The sequence below is a fragment of the Moritella sp. 5 genome, assembly GCF_018219455.1.
In the GTDB taxonomy this organism is placed as follows: Bacteria; Pseudomonadota; Gammaproteobacteria; order Enterobacterales; family Moritellaceae; genus Moritella.
Window position 1 is genome coordinate 3,700,305 of the sequence record NZ_CP056122.1, and the last position, 23,549, is coordinate 3,723,853.

At 40.0% G+C, this 23,549-nt stretch carries 21 protein-coding genes and 2 riboswitches; of the genes, 10 read left to right on the forward strand and 11 right to left on the reverse strand.

The features are described 5' to 3' along the window. Positions 1 to 21: 21 nt before the first annotated feature. Genes HWV01_RS16460 through HWV01_RS16470 form a run of 3 tightly spaced genes read right to left on the reverse strand, consistent with a single transcriptional unit; the run spans position 22 to position 1,720 of the window. Positions 22 to 882 carry a hypothetical protein gene (locus HWV01_RS16460; protein WP_211672574.1) on the reverse strand — a complete coding sequence of 287 codons (861 nt, stop codon included), beginning with the start codon at positions 880 to 882 and terminating at the stop codon, positions 22 to 24. Between the two features lie 43 nt (positions 883 to 925). Continuing rightward, positions 926 to 1,162: a helix-turn-helix transcriptional regulator gene (locus tag HWV01_RS16465; RefSeq protein ID WP_211672575.1), complete on the reverse strand. Its 237-nt coding sequence runs from the start codon at positions 1,160 to 1,162 to the stop codon at positions 926 to 928. A gap of 9 nt (positions 1,163 to 1,171) precedes the next feature. Then, positions 1,172 to 1,720, reverse strand: coding sequence for a DUF2975 domain-containing protein (locus HWV01_RS16470; protein WP_211672576.1), 549 nt, complete (start codon positions 1,718 to 1,720; stop codon positions 1,172 to 1,174). Between the two features lie 229 nt (positions 1,721 to 1,949). On the opposite strand from HWV01_RS16470, the gene HWV01_RS16475 reads away from it, so the two are divergent. From HWV01_RS16475 to HWV01_RS16490, 4 genes are all read left to right on the forward strand, one after another. After that, complete coding sequence (locus tag HWV01_RS16475; protein WP_211675887.1) at positions 1,950 to 2,978, forward strand: ATP-binding protein; 1,029 nt, start codon at positions 1,950 to 1,952, stop codon at positions 2,976 to 2,978. After that, on the forward strand, positions 2,979 to 3,677 hold the full coding sequence (locus HWV01_RS16480) for a response regulator transcription factor (RefSeq protein ID WP_211672577.1): 699 nt from the start codon (positions 2,979 to 2,981) through the stop codon (positions 3,675 to 3,677). A 100-nt stretch (positions 3,678 to 3,777) separates the two neighbouring features. After that, entirely contained in the window at positions 3,778 to 4,431 is a 654-nt protein-coding gene (locus HWV01_RS16485; protein WP_211672578.1) for a TrkA family potassium uptake protein, read from the forward strand. Between the two features lies 1 nt (position 4,432). Next, on the forward strand, positions 4,433 to 5,797 hold the full coding sequence (locus HWV01_RS16490; protein ID WP_211672579.1) for a TrkH family potassium uptake protein: 1,365 nt from the start codon (positions 4,433 to 4,435) through the stop codon (positions 5,795 to 5,797). An 81-nt stretch (positions 5,798 to 5,878) separates the two neighbouring features. Here HWV01_RS16490 and HWV01_RS16495 read toward each other — a convergent pair whose 3' ends face one another. Beyond that, entirely contained in the window at positions 5,879 to 7,297 is a 1,419-nt protein-coding gene (locus HWV01_RS16495; RefSeq protein WP_211672580.1) for a hypothetical protein, read from the reverse strand. 737 nt (positions 7,298 to 8,034) lie between these two features. On the opposite strand from HWV01_RS16495, the gene HWV01_RS16500 reads away from it, so the two are divergent. The 3 genes from HWV01_RS16500 to HWV01_RS16510 are packed head-to-tail and all read left to right on the forward strand — an operon-like array spanning position 8,035 to position 13,134. Continuing rightward, positions 8,035 to 8,715, forward strand: a complete 681-nt coding sequence (locus tag HWV01_RS16500; protein WP_211672581.1) for a TetR/AcrR family transcriptional regulator — start codon at positions 8,035 to 8,037, stop codon at positions 8,713 to 8,715. Continuing rightward, a complete protein-coding gene (locus HWV01_RS16505) occupies positions 8,702 to 10,036 on the forward strand; it encodes an efflux RND transporter periplasmic adaptor subunit (protein ID WP_211672582.1) in 1,335 nt (444 codons plus the stop codon). The genes HWV01_RS16500 and HWV01_RS16505 overlap by 14 nt, the downstream gene beginning before the upstream one ends. After that, the gene (locus HWV01_RS16510; RefSeq protein WP_211672583.1) at positions 10,033 to 13,134 is read left to right on the forward strand and encodes an efflux RND transporter permease subunit; all 3,102 of its coding nucleotides are present in this window, start codon (positions 10,033 to 10,035) and stop codon (positions 13,132 to 13,134) included. The genes HWV01_RS16505 and HWV01_RS16510 overlap by 4 nt, the downstream gene beginning before the upstream one ends. 107 nt (positions 13,135 to 13,241) lie before the next feature. Here the strand turns inward: HWV01_RS16510 and HWV01_RS16515 are convergent, their stop codons facing one another. Beyond that, entirely contained in the window at positions 13,242 to 13,574 is a 333-nt protein-coding gene (locus HWV01_RS16515; protein ID WP_211672584.1) for a hypothetical protein, read from the reverse strand. 444 nt (positions 13,575 to 14,018) lie between these two features. Here HWV01_RS16515 and HWV01_RS16520 point away from each other — a divergent pair, with 444 nt between their 5' ends. From HWV01_RS16520 to HWV01_RS16530, 3 genes are all read left to right on the forward strand, one after another. Then, entirely contained in the window at positions 14,019 to 14,369 is a 351-nt protein-coding gene (locus HWV01_RS16520) for a phasin family protein (RefSeq protein WP_045109495.1), read from the forward strand. A 347-nt stretch (positions 14,370 to 14,716) separates the two neighbouring features. Continuing rightward, positions 14,717 to 14,818: riboswitch (purine riboswitch) on the forward strand. A gap of 90 nt (positions 14,819 to 14,908) precedes the next feature. Then, on the forward strand, positions 14,909 to 16,234 hold the full coding sequence (locus HWV01_RS16525) for an NCS2 family permease (protein WP_211672585.1): 1,326 nt from the start codon (positions 14,909 to 14,911) through the stop codon (positions 16,232 to 16,234). Between the two features lie 15 nt (positions 16,235 to 16,249). Beyond that, the gene (locus tag HWV01_RS16530) at positions 16,250 to 16,813 is read left to right on the forward strand and encodes a xanthine phosphoribosyltransferase (protein ID WP_211672586.1); all 564 of its coding nucleotides are present in this window, start codon (positions 16,250 to 16,252) and stop codon (positions 16,811 to 16,813) included. A 161-nt stretch (positions 16,814 to 16,974) separates the two neighbouring features. Here HWV01_RS16530 and HWV01_RS16535 read toward each other — a convergent pair whose 3' ends face one another. The 6 genes from HWV01_RS16535 to msrB all read right to left on the reverse strand — a co-directional run bounded on the left by HWV01_RS16535 (position 16,975) and on the right by msrB (position 23,542). Continuing rightward, positions 16,975 to 18,228, reverse strand: a complete 1,254-nt coding sequence (locus HWV01_RS16535; RefSeq protein WP_211672587.1) for an FAD-binding oxidoreductase — start codon at positions 18,226 to 18,228, stop codon at positions 16,975 to 16,977. Continuing rightward, entirely contained in the window at positions 18,225 to 19,592 is a 1,368-nt protein-coding gene (locus tag HWV01_RS16540) for an FAD/NAD(P)-binding oxidoreductase (RefSeq protein ID WP_249185349.1), read from the reverse strand. Before HWV01_RS16540 ends, HWV01_RS16535 begins: the two co-directional genes overlap by 4 nt. Before the next feature lie 13 nt (positions 19,593 to 19,605). Beyond that, a complete protein-coding gene (locus tag HWV01_RS16545; RefSeq protein ID WP_211672589.1) occupies positions 19,606 to 19,923 on the reverse strand; it encodes a 2Fe-2S iron-sulfur cluster-binding protein in 318 nt (105 codons plus the stop codon). 551 nt (positions 19,924 to 20,474) lie between these two features. Continuing rightward, a riboswitch (cobalamin riboswitch) is annotated at positions 20,475 to 20,600 on the forward strand. Between the two features lie 479 nt (positions 20,601 to 21,079). Next, positions 21,080 to 21,364: a hypothetical protein gene (locus HWV01_RS16550; RefSeq protein ID WP_211675888.1), complete on the reverse strand. Its 285-nt coding sequence runs from the start codon at positions 21,362 to 21,364 to the stop codon at positions 21,080 to 21,082. Positions 21,365 to 21,423: 59 nt separating this feature from the next. Continuing rightward, positions 21,424 to 22,968, reverse strand: a complete 1,545-nt coding sequence (locus HWV01_RS16555) for a YdiU family protein (RefSeq protein WP_211672590.1) — start codon at positions 22,966 to 22,968, stop codon at positions 21,424 to 21,426. A 139-nt stretch (positions 22,969 to 23,107) separates the two neighbouring features. Further along, positions 23,108 to 23,542, reverse strand: coding sequence for a peptide-methionine (R)-S-oxide reductase MsrB (gene msrB, locus HWV01_RS16560; protein WP_249185350.1), 435 nt, complete (start codon positions 23,540 to 23,542; stop codon positions 23,108 to 23,110). Between the last annotated feature and the right edge of the window lie 7 nt (positions 23,543 to 23,549).

The window sequence follows — 23,549 nt, forward strand, 5'->3', positions numbered from 1 at the left end:
TTACACCCACAAATCATCCATTTAAACAGTGGCAAAGCGTTGTTTACGTGTCAAATACACAATAGCTGAGCTCACAGCTACACCGATAAATACCCATTCCAAGGTAAACTGACCCATACTCAAAATACGCTCAATATAAGACTCAATACTTGAGTAATACAGATAAAATACAAATTTTGCACCACTCTGCGTTAATACCATTAACGCGATAATAGTCTGTAAAATCAATTTACTGAGTCCTAAATAACGGTTCAAATAAATCAAATAACAAATAAAGAATGATGCCATCACAGGTTCAATAAAAGTAACGGAGGCAATCACCTCTACCTGCCACGGATATGGCGATACTAAAACACCAGCGGGGTCTGGTTCTGCTAAATATTGAAGTAGCGGCTGAGTTATTTCTTTGAATACCGGCAGAGCAAAGTAAAAAGCCAGTACACTAAAAATAATAACTAACAAAATACTAATCACCTTACCGTTTAGTGCTGACCCTCGACTAATAGCAACAATAACCCCAGTAATCATTAACGTAATTAACAATTCAGGTAAATAGCTATAAACCCATAAAAACAGATATTGCTGATCAACTGTATAACCAGCTGTTAGTGGTAAACGTATAAACAATTCCTGCAAAGCCGCCATCATAATAAAAACCACAGACCACTGTTTGATAAAACTTGGCGATACTCTCCACTCTTTAACTCGTTTGCTCAACCATAGTATTCCAATATTTTGTAATACAAACAACGCCAGTGGTACCCACTCAGGCGGCTCCCATTTAGGGTAAATCACCCCAGCTTTAGTCATTTGAATATGAATACCGACTGCGAGAATACCTATGATAAATAGATAAAACCCAAGCCACAATTTAGTTTTCATTTTTATAGTCTTCATTTTTAAAACTGTCATCTATAGCTCCGGTTTAAACCGTTTCTGAACTGGCGTTATCGCTTTTGTTAACTTCAAACTCAAGAATGTCGCCAGGCTGGCATTCTAGTACTTCACAAAGCTTGTCGAGTGTTGATAGCCGGACCGCTTTCGCTTTACCGTTTTTTAAAATTGACAAGTTTGCCTCTGTGATACCAACAGCTTCAGCCAAGCTTTTTAAGCGCATTTTTCGCTTAGCCATCATTACATCTAAATTAATACAAATAGTCATCTCGGCTCCTTAAATTGTATGGCTATTTTCAGCGGCAAGAATATAACCTTCCTTCATCACCCATGAAATAATCAAGATAATAAAGCCAAGTACTAATGTTAAAAAATCCACCCCTAAAAATCCAACTGAAACCATACGTTCACCAGGGGGATTATTAAATGACAAGATAAGCGACATTAGTGTGCCGTAAGCGACAGAAGCACCAACCCAATAGAATAAGCTGTAGCCTAGTTTTTGATAGCTCATCACATTATCGAGTGTGAAAATATCATTCCGTTCGTAGCTACGAAATAAATTAATCAGTACCTTAAGCGCATACATAATGATACTGCATAAAAATAAGCTAGCGATCATGGCTAATATTCGCGTTGTTAACGTTAGCGGTAATTGTGTGTAACTATCGATGTTATGCGTGATTTGAATGGCCCCTAACGATGTAAGAAAATCATATGATGTTTCAACCGTTAGCCAGTAATAACATACGGCTATTGGGGTGAACACAAAAAGGCTTTGAAAAAATATACGAGCACGACGGCTTTGCTTTTGAATCTTGGACATAATGAGTGATCCTGTTAAGTAGATAACTGGATACTAAGGAAAAAACAAGTGAATCTCAATAACTAATTATCGATTAACGATAATTAATTATTAAGTAACAACGATTACACGTGTTTAACTATCAGATTAACATCATGAAGAATCACTAATTTTACGCTTTCTTTACGCGAACAACTGGCACTAATTTGCTACAGTATTTACAAATCATTCTTTATGGCCTGTTTGTATGATGTACAAGTATTGGCGTTCTAACCTCGTCTTTTTCACGTTCGTTATATTAATTAGCGCGCTATTAAGTAGCGTTATCATTGATCTGCTGTTCGGTGCAACGATTGCAGTATTACTTATTTTGCAATTAGCCGTGGTGATTGTAGCCTTACGGTGTAACGCGAAGTTTGCTTATTTTGCTGCTATCTTCGAAGCCGTGAGTTTCAATCTCTTATTCACGACTCCGCGTTATTCATTACAGATGTTTAATATGGACGATATAGTGAATCTTCTGGTATTTGTCATTGTTGCACTGACAGCGAGTCAATTGGCGGAGCATTATCAACGTCAAAAAAATGAGTTAAAACAAACTCAGCTTAGAAACAGCATCCTACTCTCGGTTTCACATGATTTACGCACGCCGCTAGCGACTATCATAGGTACACTAACGACCTTAAAAGAGTATATGGAAAAGCTCAGTGAGAGCGAAAAAATAGAGTTGTTAGACAGCGCAACAGCAGAAAGCCATCGACTGCATCAATACATAGAAAATCTGCTGCAGGCAACCAAATTGCAGCACGGCGCACTTAGATTCAATAAAAGTGCCGATTCCATTTTAAACGTCGTTAGCCAAACTATCGATCGCTTTCCAGAATCACGACAACGTATCAAGCTCATCGCAGCAGCGCCATTATCCACGTTGCAGATAAGTAGTTCCTTGATTGAACAGGCTATCTTTAATGTATTAGATAATGCACTCCGTTACACCCCTTCAGACAACATGGTCAATATCAACGCCTACCAAGTAGGTAATGAGGTCATTTTAGACATTCAAGATGAAGGCGACGGTATTACGATTGATCAAGCTGCACATATTTTTGACTTGTTTTATAGCGAGAATACGCACAAAAATAATGATAGTGGCACCGGACTAGGGTTAGCCGTCGCTAAGGGTATTCTGACCGCTCATAACGGTAATGTTGAAGCGATACCCGTGACTCATGGCTGTCTCATTCGTATACGTTTACCCATCACTAAAGAGGAGCAATAAATGACTTATAAAGTATTGGTGGTCGATGATGAATCACAAATTCATACTTTTATTCGTATCTCATTAGCAGCGGAAGGTTTCGACTATATTGGTGCAACATCGATTAAATCAGCGCTGGATATTTTCCATCGGGAGCAACCGCATATAATTGTGCTTGATCTAGGACTACCTGATGGGGATGGTACTCAATTTTTGCAGTCTATTCGTCAAACCGTTAAAACACCTGTGCTTATCCTAACAGCAAGAGATCAGGAAGCAGAAAAGGTACGCCTATTAGAAGCAGGAGCTAATGATTACTTGAGCAAACCTTTCGGCATTAAAGAACTGATCGTGCGCATTAAAGTGCTTGTTCGTGATTTGGTCGATGAAGCGTCTTGCTCAGATATACTCGTCAGTGACCGACTTCAATTACAGAAAAGTACTAATCAAGTATGGCTGGATAGTAAAGAGGTCGCCTTAACCAAAAAGGAATTTGCTTTCGTTGAAAAGCTAATGAACCAGCCTGGAAAACTAGTGAAACAAACAGAATTACTTGAGGACATTTGGGGACATACGCATCGCAGTGATACGCATTATTTACGCATATTAGTGAGTCAGTTGCGTAAAAAACTGAGCGACAGCGCCGATTTGCAACAACTCATAAAGACAGAATCTGGACTGGGCTACCGCTTAATCTCAGATAATGCCGAACGTCATTGATCCTAGAACACATTTCATTTTATTTACTTAACATAACGATACCGAGCAGCGCCTCCGGGTGCTTCTTTATCACTTTTGGAAAATAGAAAAGGCAGTCATTATGGCTCATTTTACAGTTATTGGTTTGGGACGGTTTGGCATCTCTGCCAGCTTGGAATTAATTCATCTTGGCCACACAGTAACAGGGGTCGACACAGATCCTAAAATTGTTGAAAAGTACGTAGAGGAACTGACTCAAGCAGTAATCTGTGATGCTACCGACGAAAGTGTGCTAAGTGAATTAGACCTTGCAAACAGTGAAGCCGTGCTCGTTGCAATAGGAAAAGACATGCAGTCCAGCCTGCTTTGCACACTCGCATTAAAGAATCTTGGCGTAAAAGGCATCTGGGTTAAAGCAAGTACGAAAGCCCACCATACGATAGTGTCAAAACTCGGGGTGTCACGGATAATTCACCCAGAAGAAGAAATGGGGGTTCGTGTCGCTCAAGCCCTTAATTACCCTATGGTGAATAATTATCTATCCATAGGCCATGGATTTTATGTAGTCGAAATTCACATAAAATCCGCACTGCATGATAAGCCGATCTCGCAAGTGCTTGGTAATACTCGAAGTAATGTACGTGCGGTTTTAGTTAATCGAGAACAGGAAGTTTTCACTCACATTCATGATGATTTTGTATTGCATGTGAATGACACGCTATTGTTGTGTGGTACACGAACAGAACTAAAGAACATAGCTCCAAGGTTGGTGTAACGTGGTGTTATGGCATCCTTCAATGTCACCCGTTGAGCGTAAGCCCAAAGCGGGTAAAAAGTTACTTGGCGCACCACCGCTCATCTTGAGTGGCAGTTTTGCACTTTTAATTCTGCTTGGAACCTGTTTACTGAAATTACCGATGGCAACACTAGAACCTATTTCTTGGTTGCAAAGTCTTTTTACAGCAACATCAGCGGTGACGGTCACAGGGTTGGTTGTGGTTGATACGGGAACGGCATTCACGCCATTTGGTCAAACCATTATTGCGTTATTGATCCAATGTGGTGGTCTGGGATTAATGACGTTCGCGATTGTCACACTGATTGCTCTGGGCGGAAAAATCGGTTTTTTGCAATGCACAGTGGCAAGAGAAGCCTTTAACCAAACCGACACCTCAACATTAGCATCCACAGCCAAGTCGGTATTGGCCTTTTCATTATTCGTAGAACTCATTGGTATGGTGATTCTCTCGGTATACTGGAGTGGCGAATTGGGTTGGACAACCAGTTTGTTCCATGGATTTTTCTATACTATCAGCGCATTTAACAATGCTGGTTTTGCCTTGAGTGCAGATAGTTTAATGCCTTATGTCGCAGATCCTGTTGTTAACCTGACGATTACAGGGCTACTCATTATCGGCGGTCTTGGATTTTCAGTCTGGACCGATCTACGCCGTAACCGACGCTGGTCACGTTTGACCGTTTATAGCCGAATGATGATTACAGGTACAATATTCATCAATGCGGTCGCCGTTATTACCATCTATCTGATTGAATACAATAACCCAAATACCTTAGCGCCACTCAGCGAACTGGGAAAGTGGTTAGCATCTTGGTTTCAGGCTGTCAGCCCTCGTACAGCAGGTTTTAATACCTTAGCGATTGACCAGCTTGAGGATGCAACCACAGCCATAATGCTAGTATTAATGTTCATTGGTGGGGGGTCGTCAAGTACTGCCAGCGGAATAAAAGTAGTCACTTTTATGTTACTGATTATGGCGACATATAGTTATTTACGTCGTGATGAATCGATCTATGTATTTAAACGTGAAATAGCTAAAGACACTGTGAGTAAAGCACTGGCGCTTACGATGATATCGGTGGGGGTCACTTGGTTAGCCATTTTTGCATTGTTACTCAGTGAGGATGCACCCATGATTGATATTGTTTTTGAAGCTGTTTCCGCTTTGGGTACCGTCGGCTTATCTCGAGGTTTAACAGGCAATCTTTCCGAATCAGGTGAGCTCATTATCATTTTCATGATGTTTATGGGACGCTTGGGTCCATTGACGCTCGCTTACTTTCTCGCGAGTCCAAGAACAAAAAAACTGCGCTACGCAGAAACTAAACTTGCGATTGGCTAGGTGATTAAACAACGGAATATTCTTTTCAAGAGTAACTGTGTTTCCTAAACCGTAGGAAACACAGTTACTTGCTTTTCATCTTTAATTGTGAGATGAAGCTTCAATACTCTTCATATTCTCAGTACTAATACCACCAAGAGGAGATTTATCATTATCCTTAATCATGTAAAAAGTGTCCGTTCTTTTGTTCTGGTCGCGTTTATGTGATTTCACGACCACACTACCGTTGATCTTCTGTATACCGATTTTCTCATCAGGAAAACCAGTAATAATCTTGATGTCATCTATATCATCTATATCATCTATATTAGGTGTACTCATTAACTTATCTAGTGTACTAGTCTTAACTGTAAATCCACCACCACTCAGCTTATATGTTGCATAAAAATTATCATTAGTTAAATCATAATCAAATTGTGATACATTGCCTTTTAAATTGTCAAAAAAAGTAGTTAGTACTGGAAGTTGATCAGGTTCTCCGTCAGTAGCTATTACCCATACACCCTGCTTAAGTACATATACTTTATTCTCATTTTCAGGTTTATCGTAGACAAATTTAAAAGGTAATCCTTTAACATTAATGCTGTCAGGAAAGATGCCATAACTAGTTACAATCTCTTGGTCCGCTAAATCTTCCAGTTTAGCCCCAAAATTTGCGATAACGTTAAAGGACGCACCATCGATAAGCTTTCTATTTTCAATGTCATAGACAACTACCTTGGTACGTAAGAATGATGAAATTAGATAGTTTTCACCATAAAATTGCCATTGTATATTTTTTGTACCGTCAAGATTAACATATTGGTTAAGATCAGTATCGAATACTCTTACAGCACCACTATCCTTGTTGACAATAAATTCATGATCAGACATATTTACTTCTCTGCTCATGTACTTTGAAAGTGGTTTTTCCAAATTAGGTATAGAGAGAGATAGTAATCTGCTCATATCAGCTAAAGACACCAAATCAGTAGGGTTTACTACCTCTTCGTTCTCACCTAGATCAGTTAATTTTTCGTTTGAACTTCCGATAATATAACGTCCATGAAGACTATAATTTTGGTACTCACATTTATCTGTAAAATTAGGTTGATACTTTTTTGGTAAGTTCTTAAAGTTAACGACACGGCGAGAACCATCACTACCAATAGGAGATATGTTAAAGCGAGAACTACCTTTTTCTAGATTCAACGGTTCTGGTTGTTGAGCACATGTATTACTCGCTAGCATGGTTGGAGTTATACTAAAAGATTCAACTTGAACTCCTTGCTTGTTATACGCTTTCACCGTGTCTTGATCCGAAGCCGAGTTAACTTGCCCCGTTGTCAACTTATAATCTATACCTGCGCCTAAAAATTCTGAAACAATATTATCAAAGTTATACTGAAGGACACGATCAGAATCTTTAGTGCTACTTCCGCCGCCACCGCCACTTCCGCCACAGCCCATAAGAAGTGAAGATAGCAATGAAGCTACTATAGTATGTTTACTTATATTCATTAGTTTTCCTAATTTATGTTTGAGTTTGAGTTGTTATTTCACTTGCGCAGCTTAGTCTTTAAAAAAAACATATCAATAGGCACTCATATTAGGTTCGGTAGTTCATAATCCAAAAATTAGGATTGATGGAAGATAAACTAATAATAAATAAAGATTAAAATAAATAAAAAAAAACTCACTAGATCCTCTTTGTAAAATGACAATTACCTTACTTTACAGAAGTTGACTGTAATTAAACTTTCTTTACAGTCACAACTATAAAAACAGAAATTACCGTTTAAAATAATAGAGTTAACATTAATCTAGCGTGAAATATAGAACATTACGTACGTATATTTTCACCTGCTTATTGTTTGGGTAAACCTGTATTTATACGTAATAAGTTTCAATTATCAGCTCCTTATATTACGGTATCCATACATAGGCAGAGGCTAAATTATAAATCTAGGCTCGATATGAAAATATATCAATGTTACTCACAACACAGGGTGCTTATTGCTGCGTAATGATGACTTATATCACCGCCCTAAAGGACAGTATTTTTCGTCAAAGATGATAAAAAATTAATTAGCACTGGTATTGAAAAGTTGGTATCTCGACGTATTCGGCATTTACTTAAAATCACCTGCTAACAAACTAATTCACCCAAAACGGTAAAAATGGGAAATTAATCATCTGGATAATTTATTCAAAAAAGTTCAGAATTATCCATCTGACTAATTAATGGTGATGTAGAAATGGATAATAACGATAGCAAAAATAAGCCCCCGATTCGTCACATAGGTAGACCCACAAAATCTTCCGACACCAATGTCCGCCTGCATTTAATGACGGTGGCATTTGAGCTATTCGCCGATAATGAATACAACCAAGTCAGTACCCGAAAAATTGCAATCACAGCTAATACGACTCCAGCGATGATCCGCTATTACTTCCAAAATAAGGAAGGGTTGTTTCATGCCGCTATGTCGCAATATCGCCAGCCAATATTAGATATTTTCAAACAGCATGTCGCCAAACCAACATTACATAATCTACATGATATATTTATACTTTATTATACGACGGTTCAAGAAAATAAAAGCTTACACCACATCATCAGACGTAACATGATCAGTAACGACAACCCGCAGCTTAAAGCGCATATTATTCAAGAAGGGCCACAGCAATCCTTCAAATTAATCAAAACGATGCTCACTAAACTGCAAACTAAAGGTGATATAAAATCGGAACTAGATCCGGAGTTATTAACGATTCAAATTCTAAGTTTATGTGTCTTCCCTTGTGCATTTAAACCTTTATTACAACAATTAACCCCCACCGATTTAGACATGCAGTTTTATCACAATCTCGCCCAACAGAACTATAATATGTTAATCAATTCAATTACAACGGATCAATACAATGCAGAAGTATAAGCTACTGTGGCTACCACTCGGCATTGCTGCTGGGCTAGGTATCATGGCCATTAATAATTTCATGATGAAAGAAGACGTTGCATTAGAAGCGATAGAACCTGCACACAGTGTTTATGTGACCCAAATTCGAGAGCAAAACATTGCACCCGCAGTAAAAGGCTATGGCCATGTGGTTGCGAAGAACAAGTGGCAAGCTATATCTGAAGTCAGTGGTAAAGTTATTTACAAAAACGAACGGCTACAACGAGGTACCTTTATCAATGAAGGTGTAGAACTACTGCGTATCGACCCAACTTCGTATGAATTAAATCTAACAACTGCACAGGCGAACTTAGACAGTATTAACGCTGAAGTTGAAAATCTCGATATTGAAGAGCTGCGCTTAACGCGTTCATACCAAGTCGAAAGCAAAACCCTTGCGCTGGAAAAAAAAGAATACCAACGTAATCTCAAACTAAACAAAAAAGGTACTATCTCGGCGTCAAGCTTAGAGCAGCAAGAACGTATCGTATACAATACCCAACTACAATTAAATGATTTAAAAGCACAAGTAAGTCAACTTCCAACCCGTAAAAAAGCACTACAAGCACAAGTAGCTCAAGCGCAAAGCCAAATCGAACAAGCACGACTGGATTTAGACAATACCATCATTACCATGCCATTTAACGGTCGTATTATTGATGTTAGCGCCGAACTGCGACAATTTGTGTCTGCAGGCACCAGTCTAATCTTGGCCCATGACGTGTCGAAATTAGAAGTCGAAGCGAAAATGCCCGCCAGCCAACTCAGTCGCCTCATACACAGCTTAAAACAAGACCAAGATGTATTAGATAATCTTAACGCAGTTCCAGATATCGCGATCGCTAATTTAACCGCTCGTATTACGTTACGTAATTCATCATCTGAGACACATTGGCAAGGTAAGGTAACTCGGATTCTGGGTGAAATAGATGCCCGCTTAGGTACTGCTGGCTTAGTCGTTGAAGCTGACTTTGATTTTCTTGAATTCATTAAACGTAATGCCCCCAATGACAGTCCGATCATCTCAGGTATGTTTGTCGAAGTAACCGTAAACGGCCAAGCACAACCACAATTAACCGTACCATTAGCTGCCTTGCATAATAATCGCTTATACCTCATGGATTCAGATAGCAGACTGCAATTACTAACTGTTGATGTGCTGTTTATTCGCGATCAAGTCGCCGCCATTAAAGCAGATGGCCTTAAAGCTGGTCAACAAGTGGTATTATCTGACATTATCCCTGTTGCCAATGGCTTAAAACTCGCGCCGACAGTGTGGACAGAGGATAAAGAAGAATGATCCAGTTCTTTACCAGACATCCAACTGCTGCCAACTTAATTATGGCGATGTTTTTAGCGCTCGGTGCTATCACCATTTCAGATATGAAGCGTGAAACCTTTCCAGACTTTTCAGTAACTATCGCGCAAATTACTGTACCCTACCCAGGCGCAAGCCCTGAAGATGTAGAACAGGCAATTTGTTTGCCAATGGAAGATGCCCTTGATGGGATCAACAACCTCAAAAAACTCACCTGTAGTGCCAGTGAAGGTTTAGCGGTAACGACTGCGGAAATGACCCATGACGGTAATGGCACAACCTTTATTTCGGATATTAAAACCGAAGTCGATGCCATTGACCAGTTCCCTGATGAAGTGGAAACGACCATTGTAAAAGAACTCCTGACATATGACAGTGTGGTCAGTTTGGTTATTTACAGTGACATGGATAAACAAGCACTCAAACTGTATGCAGAAGATGTTAAGCGCCGTCTAAAACACTTAAAAGGTATTGCCCAAGTTGAGATCAATGGTTTCTCTGATCCACAACTGCGCGTCGAACTTGATTTAATCGCCCTACGTCAACTCAATGTATCAGTACAGGACGTGGCAAATCAGATCACCAAACAAAATGTGAAAATGCCCAGTGGTAACTTAAATACCCTCAGCAGCACGATCCTATTACGTTTCGATGCACAGCGTTATACCCCACGCGAACTCGGTGAGATCATTGTTTTAAGTAATGAAGATGGCAGTAAAGTTCAGTTAAAAGACATCGCCACAATCACCCGACGCTTTGAACTAGACGAATCAAAAATATCGGTCAATGGTAAAGAAGGTACCATGCTCGATATCAAAAAATCGAAAGCCGATGACTCCCTGGATGTACTTGAAGAAGTGCAACAATTTATTGTAAGCGAAAAACTGAACACACCGGATAGTATTGAATTTTCGCTCACAAAAAACATTGCCTCGATCGCGAAAGACCGCCTGGAACTTCTGTTATCAAACGGTTGGCAGGGGTTCATTTTAGTATTCTTGGTGATGTGGTTATTTTTCCCTTGGCGTTACGCCATTTGGGTTGCAATGGGCTTACCAGTCTCCTTCCTTGCCAGTATGTATGTACTGTCATTGGTGGGCATTAGTTTAAACCTGATGTCAATGGTGGCGCTGCTAGTGGCTATCGGCCTGTTAATGGATGATGCCATTGTATTATCCGAAAGTATCGCTCATGAACTCAGTAAAACCGAAGACAAACTTGCAGGTATAGTCAAAGGGGTTAACCGGGTTAAAAATGGGGTGTTTTCATCGTTCTTAACCACAGTTGCGATCTTTGGTTCGCTGGCGTTTCTTAAAGGTGACATGGGTGAAGTACTCAAAGTTATCCCAATAACTTTAGTTATCACCTTAAGTGTATCTTTGGTTGAAGCATTTTTGATCTTACCACATCACTTGTACGCATCTATTAAAGATACCGATGACAAGGTAGCAGAAAACAGTTTTAAAGGTCGTTTTAATAGAAAATTCGAATACTTCCAGTTTACAATTTTACCTAAAGTAATTGGTGCCATTGTCGACCGTCGTTATATGGTCACAGCAGGCATCATAGTTTTGTTCATCGGCACAATATCGCTGGCATCCAGTGGCATGCTGCGCTTTTCAGCCTTTCCCGAAGTGGAAGGTGATTGGGTACAGATCACCGTATTAATGCCACCCGGCACCCCCCTTCATAAAACGGATAAAGTAGTAGCCCGTATCAGTAAAAATATTAAGATCACCAGTGCCAAGTTTGGGGAGCAACCCGATAATGAATCGTTGCTTAAATATATCACGGTACAAAGTGGCGCGAATCCAGACGCAGGCGAAACAGGTGAACATGTCGCCACGATCTTTGTTGACCTGCTAACATCAGAAAAACGCTCGACACGTATGGCCGATTATTTAGCTGCACTGCAACAACAGATTGGTGTGATTCCCGGTGTGACAAACCTGATTGTCCGCGAGCCGACAATCGGACCAGCTGGGCGTGCGATTGATATTGAACTCAGCCATCCTAGTATTCAAACGTTGAAAGATGCAGGTAATGAATTGGCACAATACCTGTCACAATTTAATGGTGTGAGTAACATTATCAGCAATCTTCGTGATGGTAAACCCGAGCTGAGAATGTCACTGCTGCCTAGCGCTGAAACGTTTGGTGTCACAGGACAGGATATTGCGATGCAACTGCGCGCGGCATTTTTTGGTATCACCGTCGATGAGTTACAAATCGGCAGTGAAAATGTCGAATTAGACGTAAGGCTGGCCGAGCGTTACCGCTCTGATCTGGCTTACTATGAAGATTTCCCTTTTACACTTGCTGATGGTAGCCAAATACCCCTTGCCAGTATTGTGAAAGTAGAATGGGGCCGTGGTGTCAGTCAGTTAAACCGTATTAATAATATCCGGACGATGTCGTTAAAAGGTGACATTGATAAAGAAAAAGCCAATACCGTAGAACTGATGACGCAAATGCAGAAAGATTTCGTCCCTAGCCTGACACAGAAATACCCAGGCATTGAAGTACGTTTAGGCGGGGAAGTTGAATCCACCGCTGAAACTGGTACTTCAATGGTAAAAAGTTTCTCAATCGGTCTGTTCGTGGTCTTTGCGATCTTAAGCTTCCAGTTCCGCAGTTATGTTGAACCTGTCATTGTTATGCTTGCGATCCCACTGGCACTCATTGGGGTATTCTGGGGTCATTACATGCTGAATTATGATCTAACTATGCCGTCAATGCTGGGCTTTACGTCACTGGCCGGGATCGTAGTAAATAACTCCATCTTGTTAGTACAGTTTATCAAAGAAGATTTAGTCAAGAGTAATAACATTAGGCAAGCAGCAATACATGCAACAACTCACCGTATTCGTGCGATCTTAATTACCACGGCGACAACGGCAGCGGGCTTAATGCCAATATTACTTGAACAAAGTATCCAAGCTCAGGTGATTATTCCACTGGTTGTGGCGTTGATTTTTGGTTTGCTAGCATCCACCATGTTAGTGATCTTAATTCTACCAGCTTTTTATGGCATCTTAGATGACTTTGGTTTAACCGAGCGTCACAAATTAAGTGACTAGCGCCCACTAACGTAGAATGACGCATACAAAAAAGCCAGAAACAAAATGTAACTGGCTTTTATCGATACGGTTATCGCGTACTTTAACTTGAATATAACAATCTTTCGTTAAGCACATATACCAATATGGCGGCTTACATCATCAAACCAAGGTTGGCTTTCGCAGTCGAGTTCTGCATCAAATTTACGGGATAACATTGACTGTACGTTTTTGATTGCATCACTGGCAATCAACACTTTTTCGCCTGCGGCATCATTCTGTTTTAAGGCAAGTTCATCGGCATAATTCAGTAAATCTTCAGCAGAAGCCAAATTATAAGAAGCGGTGTGTAAGATGTCTAAACTTGCTTGCGTATAATTACATCCACGGATAAAACTAATCTCTTGTCTTACCCGTGACACAAGCGCTAGACCATCTTTTATTAATTGTTGGAATTCCACTGTTAGCCTCTCAATTAAATTTAAGTCGCCGAATTATAGTCACCATCCTCAAAAAGCAGAATTGAATATAATTAAATTTTCGTTATAACAATGCAACTGGTCATAAAAACAACATATGGTCATTAATAATTAAGATAGCTGTTCAATTAATAACTAACAATATGTATAAACAAAAATTATGAGCCTTGATAAGTATTATATGAATAAAAAATCGTTCCCATCACCCTTTCACTCATCCTACATATAATCACACAAATACATGTTTGAATTACGAATACAAAATCAGGTTACGACCAAATAAGTGAATCATAATTAGACTGAAAAACCATTCTAAATTAATCTTTATTTTCTATAAAAGTAAATCCACAATTTGTATGCATTTTCTAATTTAAAACCATATTCTGGCCACATCAAATCGAAACGCACCCAGAAAGGATAAGTACCATGACACAATTAAACGTAGTTGATACAGCTAAAAAACTTTGGAGCAGCAAAGACGAAATCGCTAAAAATATTTGGCTAGCAGGTCTTGGTGCATACGGTAAAAGCATTGATGAAGCGAACAGAGTTTCAGACAAATCTTCAACATTATTCGAAGAACTTGTTGCTAAAGGCGCTAAGATTGAAGAATCAGCAAAAGCAAAATTATCTGATAAAAAAATCTCTACAGATGTTTTAGAAACTCGCGTAAACCAAGTGTTCACTAAAATTTCTGGTGTTGATAGCACTAAAGTTGACACGCTAAATGCTAAAGTTGACGAATTAACTAAAGCAATTGCTGAACTTAAAAAGTAATTCTTTTAAAAGTTAAAGTGGTTCTTTTAAAGTTGATAGATATGGTGAGCCTAGGCTCACCATTTTTCGTTTTAGGACATAATAAAGTTCAAATTAACAACAAGTTCACCAATATTTAGTCAAATATGAACATATAAAGCATATTATCGTCTTGTTCAAATATTGACCAAAAGGTCAGTTAAATTAAAAATATTTAATATTATCCCACTATATACCTAAATCCCTTCAACGCCCTATAAGTAGTAGTCTACCCTAACAATATCGGCTGTTTATATCATAGATACCGGCCTGTTTTGAATCAGCGTATAGCACAAAAAAATTGACAACCGCGTCAACATCTTTATGATGCCCCGCAAGCAATGTGACGTTGTATAATTTTGGCAATATGGGCCTTAAGTCTCTACTCTGAAACCGTAAATTTCAGACCTACAATGAAGCAGGATAATTGTACCTTTTTTCTGGTATAGTTCCCCTACCCAAGTTTATACTTCGGAATATTGTCATTTTAAATCAACCAACTAAATAGTAATGGGTGTTTAATGGACAAGTACTTCCTCCTGTCTGCGCGTGGCGCAACTGTAAAAAATGAAATCTACGCGGGTTTAATTACCTTTTTAGCGATGAGTTATATCTTAGCAGTGAATCCGGCAATCTTAGGAAGCATCGAAGGGATAGACAAAGGCTCGATATTTACTGCGACAGCACTGTCTGCAGCTATCGCAACATTTATTATGGGTGCGTTTTCTAAATACCCAATTATGTTAGCGCCGGGTATGTCGATGAACGGCTTCTTTAAAGCTATCTTACTCGGTGGCGGTATCTCGTTACTTTGGCATGAAGCACTCTTTGCTATTTTCCTTTCTGGTTGTCTCTATTTAATTTTAAGCTTAACACCGGCTCGTAAGGTGATGATTGATGCGATTCCTGAAGATTTAAAACTCGGTATTGCAGTTGGTCTGGGCTTATTTGTTTCTTTTCTTGGTTTACGTAACGCCGGTATCATTGTAAGTAACCCATTTACCTTAGTCAGTATGGGTGATCCTAGCGATCCCAAAGTGTTTATCGCCCTATTCAGCATCTTTATTGCGATTGGCTGTTTAGTCCGTGATATGAAACTCGCGACTGTTATTTCATTCATCTCATCTATTATTTTAAGTTTATTAAGCGATCACTTCCTAGGTAGTAACTTAATTACCTTACCAACTGAAGTATTTTCTATGCCGCCAAGTTTAGCGCCCACATTCGGTGCTATCTTTGATTTGTCACAACTAACAATGCCAAAACTGACTGATTTAATTTTCTTAGTTGTGATCTTCTTTATTGTCGATTTTTTCGATGGTTTAAGCACGATTGTGGGTGTCGGCCGTGATGCAGGTATTATCGGTAAAGACGGTAAAGTACCAAACGCAAAATCGGCATTAGTGGCTGATTCAGGCGGTACGATCATTGGTACGATATTAGGAACGACGTCAATTACCGCTTATTCAGAATCTGCAGTCGCGTCATCATTGGGGGCTAAAACAGGTATCAGTGCGATCACGGTGGCCGTGATGTTCTTAATATCTATGTTCTTATTTCCTGTATTCTCAATCTTTACATCTGCGATTGTGGCACCAGCACTGGTTGTTATCGGTATTTATATGATTAAGAATTTGGCAAACGTTAACTGGGATAAGAAAGAGTCAGCAATTCCTGTATTCTTTATTATGGTATTTAGTTTGTTAACCTTCTCGCCTGCAAACGGCATGGCAATGGGTTTCATCAGTTATTGTTTCGTCATGTTAGTACAAGGTGACGGCAAAAAAGTTCACCCGATTATTTACTCACTCGCACTACTATTTGTTGTTTATTTAGCAATTTCATAATTTAGGGACTGACACATGAATTTATTAGAAAAAGCGATTTTAGAACACGGAAAATCAGTTAACAACGTAGCTCTAGACGCTAGTAGCTTTTTAACAAAGCAAATCGATATTCAGATTTTAGACTGGTGTGCATCACAATTAGCTATCCACTTTCAAAATGCTAATATCGACCGTATTTTAACGATTGAGAGCGGTGGTATTGCGATCTCAACATTGGTGGCATTAAAACTCAATGTGCCATTAGTGGTCATGAAGAAAAAGCGTAGCATGTTAGACCCAGAGAATGTATTAACGACTAACGTATTCAGCTTTACTAAAAATACCTCATACGAATTGAACTGCAATGTTGAACACATTAATAACAATGACCGCGTATTATTTATTGATGATGTATTGGCACACGGTAATGCGGTTGAAGGGACACTAGCGATTCTTGAGCAGACCACAGCTACATTAGTCGGTGTCGGTATCTTATTCGAAAAATCGTTCCAAAGTGGCGCAGCAATGCTCGCAGAAAAAGGTATTGATACCTTGTCATTGGCGCGTATCAGTTCGCTAGAAAATGGCATCCATTTTTAATAAAATACCAGTTAGTAGAACAAAATAAACCGAAAGGGGAAAAACTACATATGTTCATCCCCTTTTAGTTTTTTATGCTTAACGAGATAGTCATAAACAAAATACTAGGATATAGCAAATTCCCATCTTTAATTGTCAACAACACCCCCGAATAAACAATTTTATAGAGCCGTTTCTAAATGGTATGCGCCAATCATCTTACCTTCATCATTCAGGAACCGTTCATATGAGAATGGTTTGATATCTACACAGGTTGGCTGACCGCGAACAAGTTCATCCAAAATCTTCCCTGTGATCGCAGACGTCAACATACCTGTACGAAAATGACCACAAGCATTAAGGTAACCTTTTACACCAGGTACCGGACCAATAATTGGTAACTCATCAGGAGACCCAGGACGCAATCCAGACCAGCAACGTTTAATATTCATCTCTTTTAGAGCTGGAATTGACTTCAGAGCACCCATAGATAACTCTTTGATATACTGAATATTATTACTAGTGTCAAAACCGCACTCTTCTGTTGTCGAGCCTATTAAGATCTCGCCATTATCTTTTTGCGCAATATAACAATCACTCGTAGTTAGACAACCGTTTAACATCTTGGGTAGTTTCTCAGTAATCACCACCTGCCCTTTTACAGGAAAGACTGGAAGTGCATACCCTGTCGCCAATTTACAGATGGTTTCAGCCCAAGCACCTGCTGCGTTAACCATTAATTTGCAGTTTAATTGACCCTGTTCAGTCTTCACCGCCGTCACTTTGTTTCCCGTTCGCTCTACGCCAGTCACCTTCGTATTCAAATATAACTCGACACCATTTTGCCGCGCAGCTTCTAAATACGCCTCGTTAAGACGATAGGGATTAATCTGATGATCACAATCAAACTCCATTGCACCAATGGCTTCAGGTGAAATCTGAGGTTCCTCGGCACGTAGCTCTTCCTGAGTAACCCAGCGAACATGCTCCTGTCGATTCGGTACTGCAGCTGCAATCTGCTCTGCATACAAACGATCATATTGATCAAACATAACAAATTTAAGACCAGTCCGTTCCAATTTGAAATCCACATTATGTTTTTCAAGTAATTCTTTATAGAGAGACGGATACATTGCGTTAGACATCATTGCCATATCAAAAAATGGCTCTGGCATGATGTGTGGTTTCATTTCAGGAGTTTTACCTGTTGCAGATTCCTCCATCTGCTTAGAAAGTGTTTTAAATAGAATAACGCCGCAACCCAGTCCAGTTGATTCGCCCATAGACCACAAGCCTCCAGCTGAAGCTCGAGATGCATTACCCGGATACTTATAATCAACCAGTGCGATTTTTAAATCGCGTTGGCGGCTAAGGAAGTAGGCAACAGAAGCTCCAATAACACCTCCTCCACAAATTACTACGTCATATGTATTCATGCTTCGTTCTCCATAAGCGCTGAAAATGGAATTGGATCTAATGGAAATCTTGGGCGAATTAAACCAACCTCTTTACTAAAACCTTCTTTCTTCATTCGGTCATAACAATAATGAGCACAGGTTTTTCCCTGACAGTCTCCCATCGTGACGCGTGTGCGCATCTTTAACGTTACAATATCCCGGCATCCCTGTGAAATTGCTTCGTCTATGGTTTTTTTCTTCACTTGTTCACAACGGCAAATAACCGTTTCATCATCCGGCAATGACACTAACCCCAATTGACGATGACTTGTATTATCGAAAGCCTTTCGGAATCGGTACAAGCGAGAAAGAGTGCGATGCAAAGCAATAATGCATTGTTCCGCAGTTGCATGATCTACCTCTCCTAGCTCACAAGCGACAGCTTTCGCAGCAATCATTCCTTCGGTTATAGCGGCATCAGCACCAGCGACCTTTACGCTATCTCCCGCACATAGAACTCCACTCATACTACTCCGCTGCCATTTATCAACTTTTGGGATAGTTCCACTCATGTGATCATATTCCACATCAAGTTCCAAAAGTTGTGCTAATTGTGAACGAGCAGCAAAACCATAGCCTACACCAAGAGTATCTACAGTGTGAGTCACCGCTTTTGATTTATCCGGTAACCACGACTCATCATAAGGTGCCACCATGACTTCATTTAACTGATTAACACCCTCTGCTTTCACCACGCCCCAACCATAGTGGAGAGGAATCTTTTGTTGCTTGAGATACCACATCATAGATAAGCCATCGAGCACCTGTTGCGGGCGGTTAAGCATCGCTAGCGTTTCTTTGGCAATAGCACTGAATTTTGTAGCTTCATATATAGCTTCAACTTGGCAGCCAGCTTTATGCAACTGACAAGCGACTAGTACTAAAAGTGGTCCACTACCCACTATTACAACTTTGTTTCCCGGTCTGACTAAGCCACTTTTTAGCTGTAATTGTATCGCACCGAGTAACATGACACCCGGAAGCTGCCAGCCCTTAAAAGGTATACTCCGCTCCTGACAGCCTGTTGCCAGAATTAGTTGATCATATTCAATATTAGTGAGTTGCTGGTCATGTGTAATTAGCAGGTTGTTATTTCCTAATGGCCCAAGGACTCGAGTTTGGGTTTGAAGATTAATAAAAGATGAATAACGTTGATATTCCTGCTGAAGCTTATCCATCGAAGCTTTTAGCTTCTCATCTAGATGCGGCATATCTGGCGTTTTACGCCATGGCCCACGATAGATTACGCCCCCTGCTTTTGGCGCTTCATCAATAACAGTGCTATAAATACCATTTCGAGCTAACTCTGTCGCAGCAGACATCCCCGCCGGACCAGCACCCACAATCACAATCTTCTTAGCCATGTTTGCCACCCTGTTCCTGTACCATATTGCGCCCAGTTTCGATTTGCATATCTGGTTTTACAATAGTCTGACATGCTCGCTGTTTATGCTTGCCATCAATATGTAGATGGCAGCAATGGCATACACCCATACCGCAATAAGCCCCAGATTTAACACCGTAATCATTTTTCATCAACTGGCGAACGCTAGATGCCAGTAATGTACTAAGTACACTTTCTCCTTCAGTTGCCAACATTTGTATTCCATCGACATTAATAGTAAACAGCCTGTCCATAGCTTCTGTTATATCTTGATTTCTTTTTTCTGACATTATTCTGTTACTCCGTAGAACTTGAAGTTATGACAAATACTTATTATTCACTTATAACTGACACCAACAATGCAATGACACACGCAGTAATGACAGGAAGGCTAGTAAGTAAAGTCATTAAACAATAACCATAAAAATAACAAGGTTAAAGCGCTGACGAAGGGTTACCTGTGTATTTTTAACATCAGTCACATTATTAGTTTAACTTCATGATGAACATCTCACTCGGACGATATTAAAGAGCGCCAAATAGAGAAAACCAAGAGCAACAACCCAAGAAAAGGAAAAGAATAGCCTTTAACACTGTAAATTTATGTAAATACAGGGCTATGTAAACCAGTGCAAACAGATAGTTATGCAAATCGAATGCTTTTTTAGATAAGAAACGTTATAACGCCAAATTAGTAGTATGGAGATTAAAATGAGTATCTTGTTTGAACCAAAATACCTTAATGCTTGATGAGTCGTACAAAATTTGTGCAACTGCATATCTATATTGTTAACAGCGTTGCTTTTATTATTGTTTATCATTAAAGTGCCGCGACTTACAGTAGGTGCTCAATATTAAACAGCGTGTTACCGCAATTAAGGATTGAGTTAAACGGGAAGTTTGGTGTGAAACCAACGCTGCCCCCGCAACGGTAATCAACGAATGTTGAGAGCCCGATACCGGCCTATTGAAATATTACCGTATTGCGGAGGGCGATAGCGGAATAGAAAAATCCTATTCTGTTTTGCTTTTTGGCAATAAACACATACATGGTTTTTTTGTATTCTGCCATCCCCAACATCATTGGGGAACCCATGTTATTTCGACGACCAACACCCGTATTAGCGGCGTGCCTATCACTGCTACATTTATCCTCTGCACAGGTAATGAACATATCAATTATCTAGGGTTAGATAAGAAAGGCTTTTTATGGCTAAGCATGATCAACCCAGCTACACCAGGAGTTGATATTATTGATACCGTGAATAACACACGAGTTGGCAGCCGATTGTTAACAATGCTAAACCCTAATGTGATCCATTTTCTTAACTAGTTAACTAATTAACTAATTACTCGTATTACAATAAGTATATATACCGAGGGCCGAAAATTTGATGATCGGCCCTCATTTTTACATTCATGTTTTACTAATATAATCTTAATACATTATTTAATAATCGAAACACCGTCGACTTGCGCAACAGTACTCGCATTGGTTCGTTCGATTGTTTTAACAAGCACGGATTGAATCGTTTCATCTTCTCGTGCGTCACTTTTGCTCACAAATTTTTGTGCTTGTGGTTCCGCGCCCTCTTCTAACGTGAACGTCACAACAACTTCGGTTGCAGTATCCTTCGTTTCACCAAAGTACGCTAGCGATACTAACGGATAACCTTTAAAGCCTTTTTTAACTAGCTTTTCAATACGTTTTTTTGCTTTATCTAAATTCATCATTGAATCCTTGTGGTAACTAAACCGGAAAATATAATACGTAAACAATAAGGGGATAACTATGACGAGCAACTCAGTACCATCTTTCGTCCCCACTCAGGAGGTAATGCTGCGAGCTTTTCAAACTCAGGGTGTTCGGCAAACGGATTCGCTAATACTTCAAGTAACTCATTCACCAAGCTGTAGTCGTAGTCAGTTGCTTGCGTGATCGCTTGCTGCGCTAAGTAATTACGTAAAATATACTTAGGGTTAACTTGGTTCATGCTCACTTTACGCAGCTCATCTACGCTCGATTCTAAGACTAAACGCTGCTGATATTTCACCGCCCAAGCATCAAATGCCTCTCGGTCGATAAACTGATCGCGTATTAGGCTATTATCAGTATCCTCAGCGCTATTAAAATCACTTAATAGGCGGAAAAAATAGGTATAGTCCACTGCGCTACCGGCCAATATTTCCAACAAGTGTTTAATCAACTCACCATCCGTATCATGCACTTGTTGTAAACCGAGTTTTCCACGCATCAACTCACGCAATTTCGCTAAGAATATATCATCATAAGTTTGTAGCACTGCATTTAACGGATCGATATCAACAAACGGAGTCAGGGCACGACCTAACGCCATTAAATTCCAATAACCCACTTGTGGTTGCTGATTAAAGGCATAACGACCCGAATAATCGGTGTGATTACAAACATAAGCGGGATCGAAGTTATCCTGAAACGCAAACGGGCCATAATCAAAGGTTTGCCCTAAGATAGACATGTTATCGGTATTCATCACCCCATGAACAAAACCAACCGCTTGCCAATGTGCCATTAACTCCGCGGTAGTGGTCATCACTTGCTTATAAAACGCCAAGTAAGGTACTTCTTCGTTTAAGGCATCAGGGAAATGCTTGGTTAGGGTGTAATCCAACATCAGCTTCAAATCGTCTAAACGCTGGGTATAATAAAAATGTTCAAAGTGACCAAAACGCACATGCGATTCAGCAACACGCACGACCATGGCGGCTTGTTCAACTTGCTCGCGCATCACAGTATCACTACCAACAACCACACTTAATGCTTGTGTAGTTGGAATACCTAACCCCTGCATTGCCGCACTGCATAAATACTCGCGAATACTTGAACGCAATACAGCGCGACCATCACCTTGACGGCTATAAGGCGTTCGGCCTGCACCTTTTAAATGCAGATCCCAGGTCGTGTTATTGCTACTATCACCACTAGCATCATTATCTTTAACTTGCGCTAATAGCAAGCCACGACCGTCACCGAGATCAGGGTTATAGTGACCAAATTGATGACCGGTATACTTCATTGCCAGGGGGTCGAAACAGCTTGGTAGATAATTACCAGAGCATAGCTGCAGTAATGCATCGCTATCAGCAACAGCATTATCTAAATCTAACAAGGCTAATACTTGCGGGTTTAGGCTGACCATTTTCGGGTCGCTGATCCCATCTGGCATTTGCTTGTTATAAAAATGCGCAGGCAACGTCGCATAGTGATTATCACAGTTCAGTGAATCAATACTTGTCAGCTTATCACGGCTATCGGTTTGCTCATGGCTGTCTACTGGCTTATTAGCGATGCTCACGGATTATCCCTGCGGTTAAGGCTTTATATAAATATACCCAAATTATTGCATGGTATTATGTTCAACACCTAACAACAACTTGGGTATATACTTCATCGACTATTTTGTGACGATTGCTTTCGCGATCTAGCTTAACGAGCTAGTCTTTGCTATCGGCTTTAAAACCCATTGATATTGAGTTAATACAAAAACGTTGACCCGTCTCTGTTGGCCCGTCAGGGAATACATGGCCTAAGTGAGAATCACAGTGACTACACGTCACTTCAATACGTTGCATGGCTAAACTGTTATCTTCGGTATACACCACCGCGCCCGACTTGATCTCTTTATCAAAACTTGGCCAACCGCAACCCGAATTAAACTTGCTATCACTGGTAAATAATTCACTACCACAACATTTACAATGGTATACGCCTACTGCACTATTGTTTAGTAGCGTACCTGTATAAGGATGCTCAGTGCCCTTTTTACGGCAAACGTAAAACTCTTCATCTGTCAATTCAGCTTGCCACTCGGTATCAGTTTTAGTCATTGTAATGCTACTTTTGTCGGTATTCTTTATATCTTTATTCATACTCTTT

Excerpts from the sequence above, each read along its gene's own strand:
- HWV01_RS16510 (WP_211672583.1), top strand. The coding sequence starts at position 10,033 with ATGATCCAGTTCTTTACCAGACATCCAACTGCTGCCAACTTAATTATG.
- HWV01_RS16500 (WP_211672581.1), top strand. The coding sequence starts at position 8,035 with ATGGATAATAACGATAGCAAAAATAAGCCCCCGATTCGTCACATAGGT.
- HWV01_RS16470 (WP_211672576.1), bottom strand. The coding sequence starts at position 1,720 with ATGTCCAAGATTCAAAAGCAAAGCCGTCGTGCTCGTATATTTTTTCAA.
- HWV01_RS16485 (WP_211672578.1), top strand. The coding sequence starts at position 3,778 with ATGGCTCATTTTACAGTTATTGGTTTGGGACGGTTTGGCATCTCTGCC.
- HWV01_RS16480 (WP_211672577.1), top strand. The coding sequence starts at position 2,979 with ATGACTTATAAAGTATTGGTGGTCGATGATGAATCACAAATTCATACT.
- HWV01_RS16550 (WP_211675888.1), bottom strand. The coding sequence starts at position 21,364 with ATGAATTTAGATAAAGCAAAAAAACGTATTGAAAAGCTAGTTAAAAAA.
- HWV01_RS16525 (WP_211672585.1), top strand. The coding sequence starts at position 14,909 with ATGGACAAGTACTTCCTCCTGTCTGCGCGTGGCGCAACTGTAAAAAAT.
- HWV01_RS16535 (WP_211672587.1), bottom strand. The coding sequence starts at position 18,228 with ATGAATACATATGACGTAGTAATTTGTGGAGGAGGTGTTATTGGAGCT.
- HWV01_RS16495 (WP_211672580.1), bottom strand. The coding sequence starts at position 7,297 with ATGAATATAAGTAAACATACTATAGTAGCTTCATTGCTATCTTCACTT.
- HWV01_RS16505 (WP_211672582.1), top strand. The coding sequence starts at position 8,702 with ATGCAGAAGTATAAGCTACTGTGGCTACCACTCGGCATTGCTGCTGGG.
- HWV01_RS16475 (WP_211675887.1), top strand. The coding sequence starts at position 1,950 with ATGTACAAGTATTGGCGTTCTAACCTCGTCTTTTTCACGTTCGTTATA.
- HWV01_RS16465 (WP_211672575.1), bottom strand. The coding sequence starts at position 1,162 with ATGACTATTTGTATTAATTTAGATGTAATGATGGCTAAGCGAAAAATG.
- HWV01_RS16530 (WP_211672586.1), top strand. The coding sequence starts at position 16,250 with ATGAATTTATTAGAAAAAGCGATTTTAGAACACGGAAAATCAGTTAAC.
- HWV01_RS16520 (WP_045109495.1), top strand. The coding sequence starts at position 14,019 with ATGACACAATTAAACGTAGTTGATACAGCTAAAAAACTTTGGAGCAGC.
- HWV01_RS16460 (WP_211672574.1), bottom strand. The coding sequence starts at position 882 with ATGAAAACTAAATTGTGGCTTGGGTTTTATCTATTTATCATAGGTATT.
- HWV01_RS16545 (WP_211672589.1), bottom strand. The coding sequence starts at position 19,923 with ATGTCAGAAAAAAGAAATCAAGATATAACAGAAGCTATGGACAGGCTG.
- msrB (WP_249185350.1), bottom strand. The coding sequence starts at position 23,542 with ATGAATAAAGATATAAAGAATACCGACAAAAGTAGCATTACAATGACT.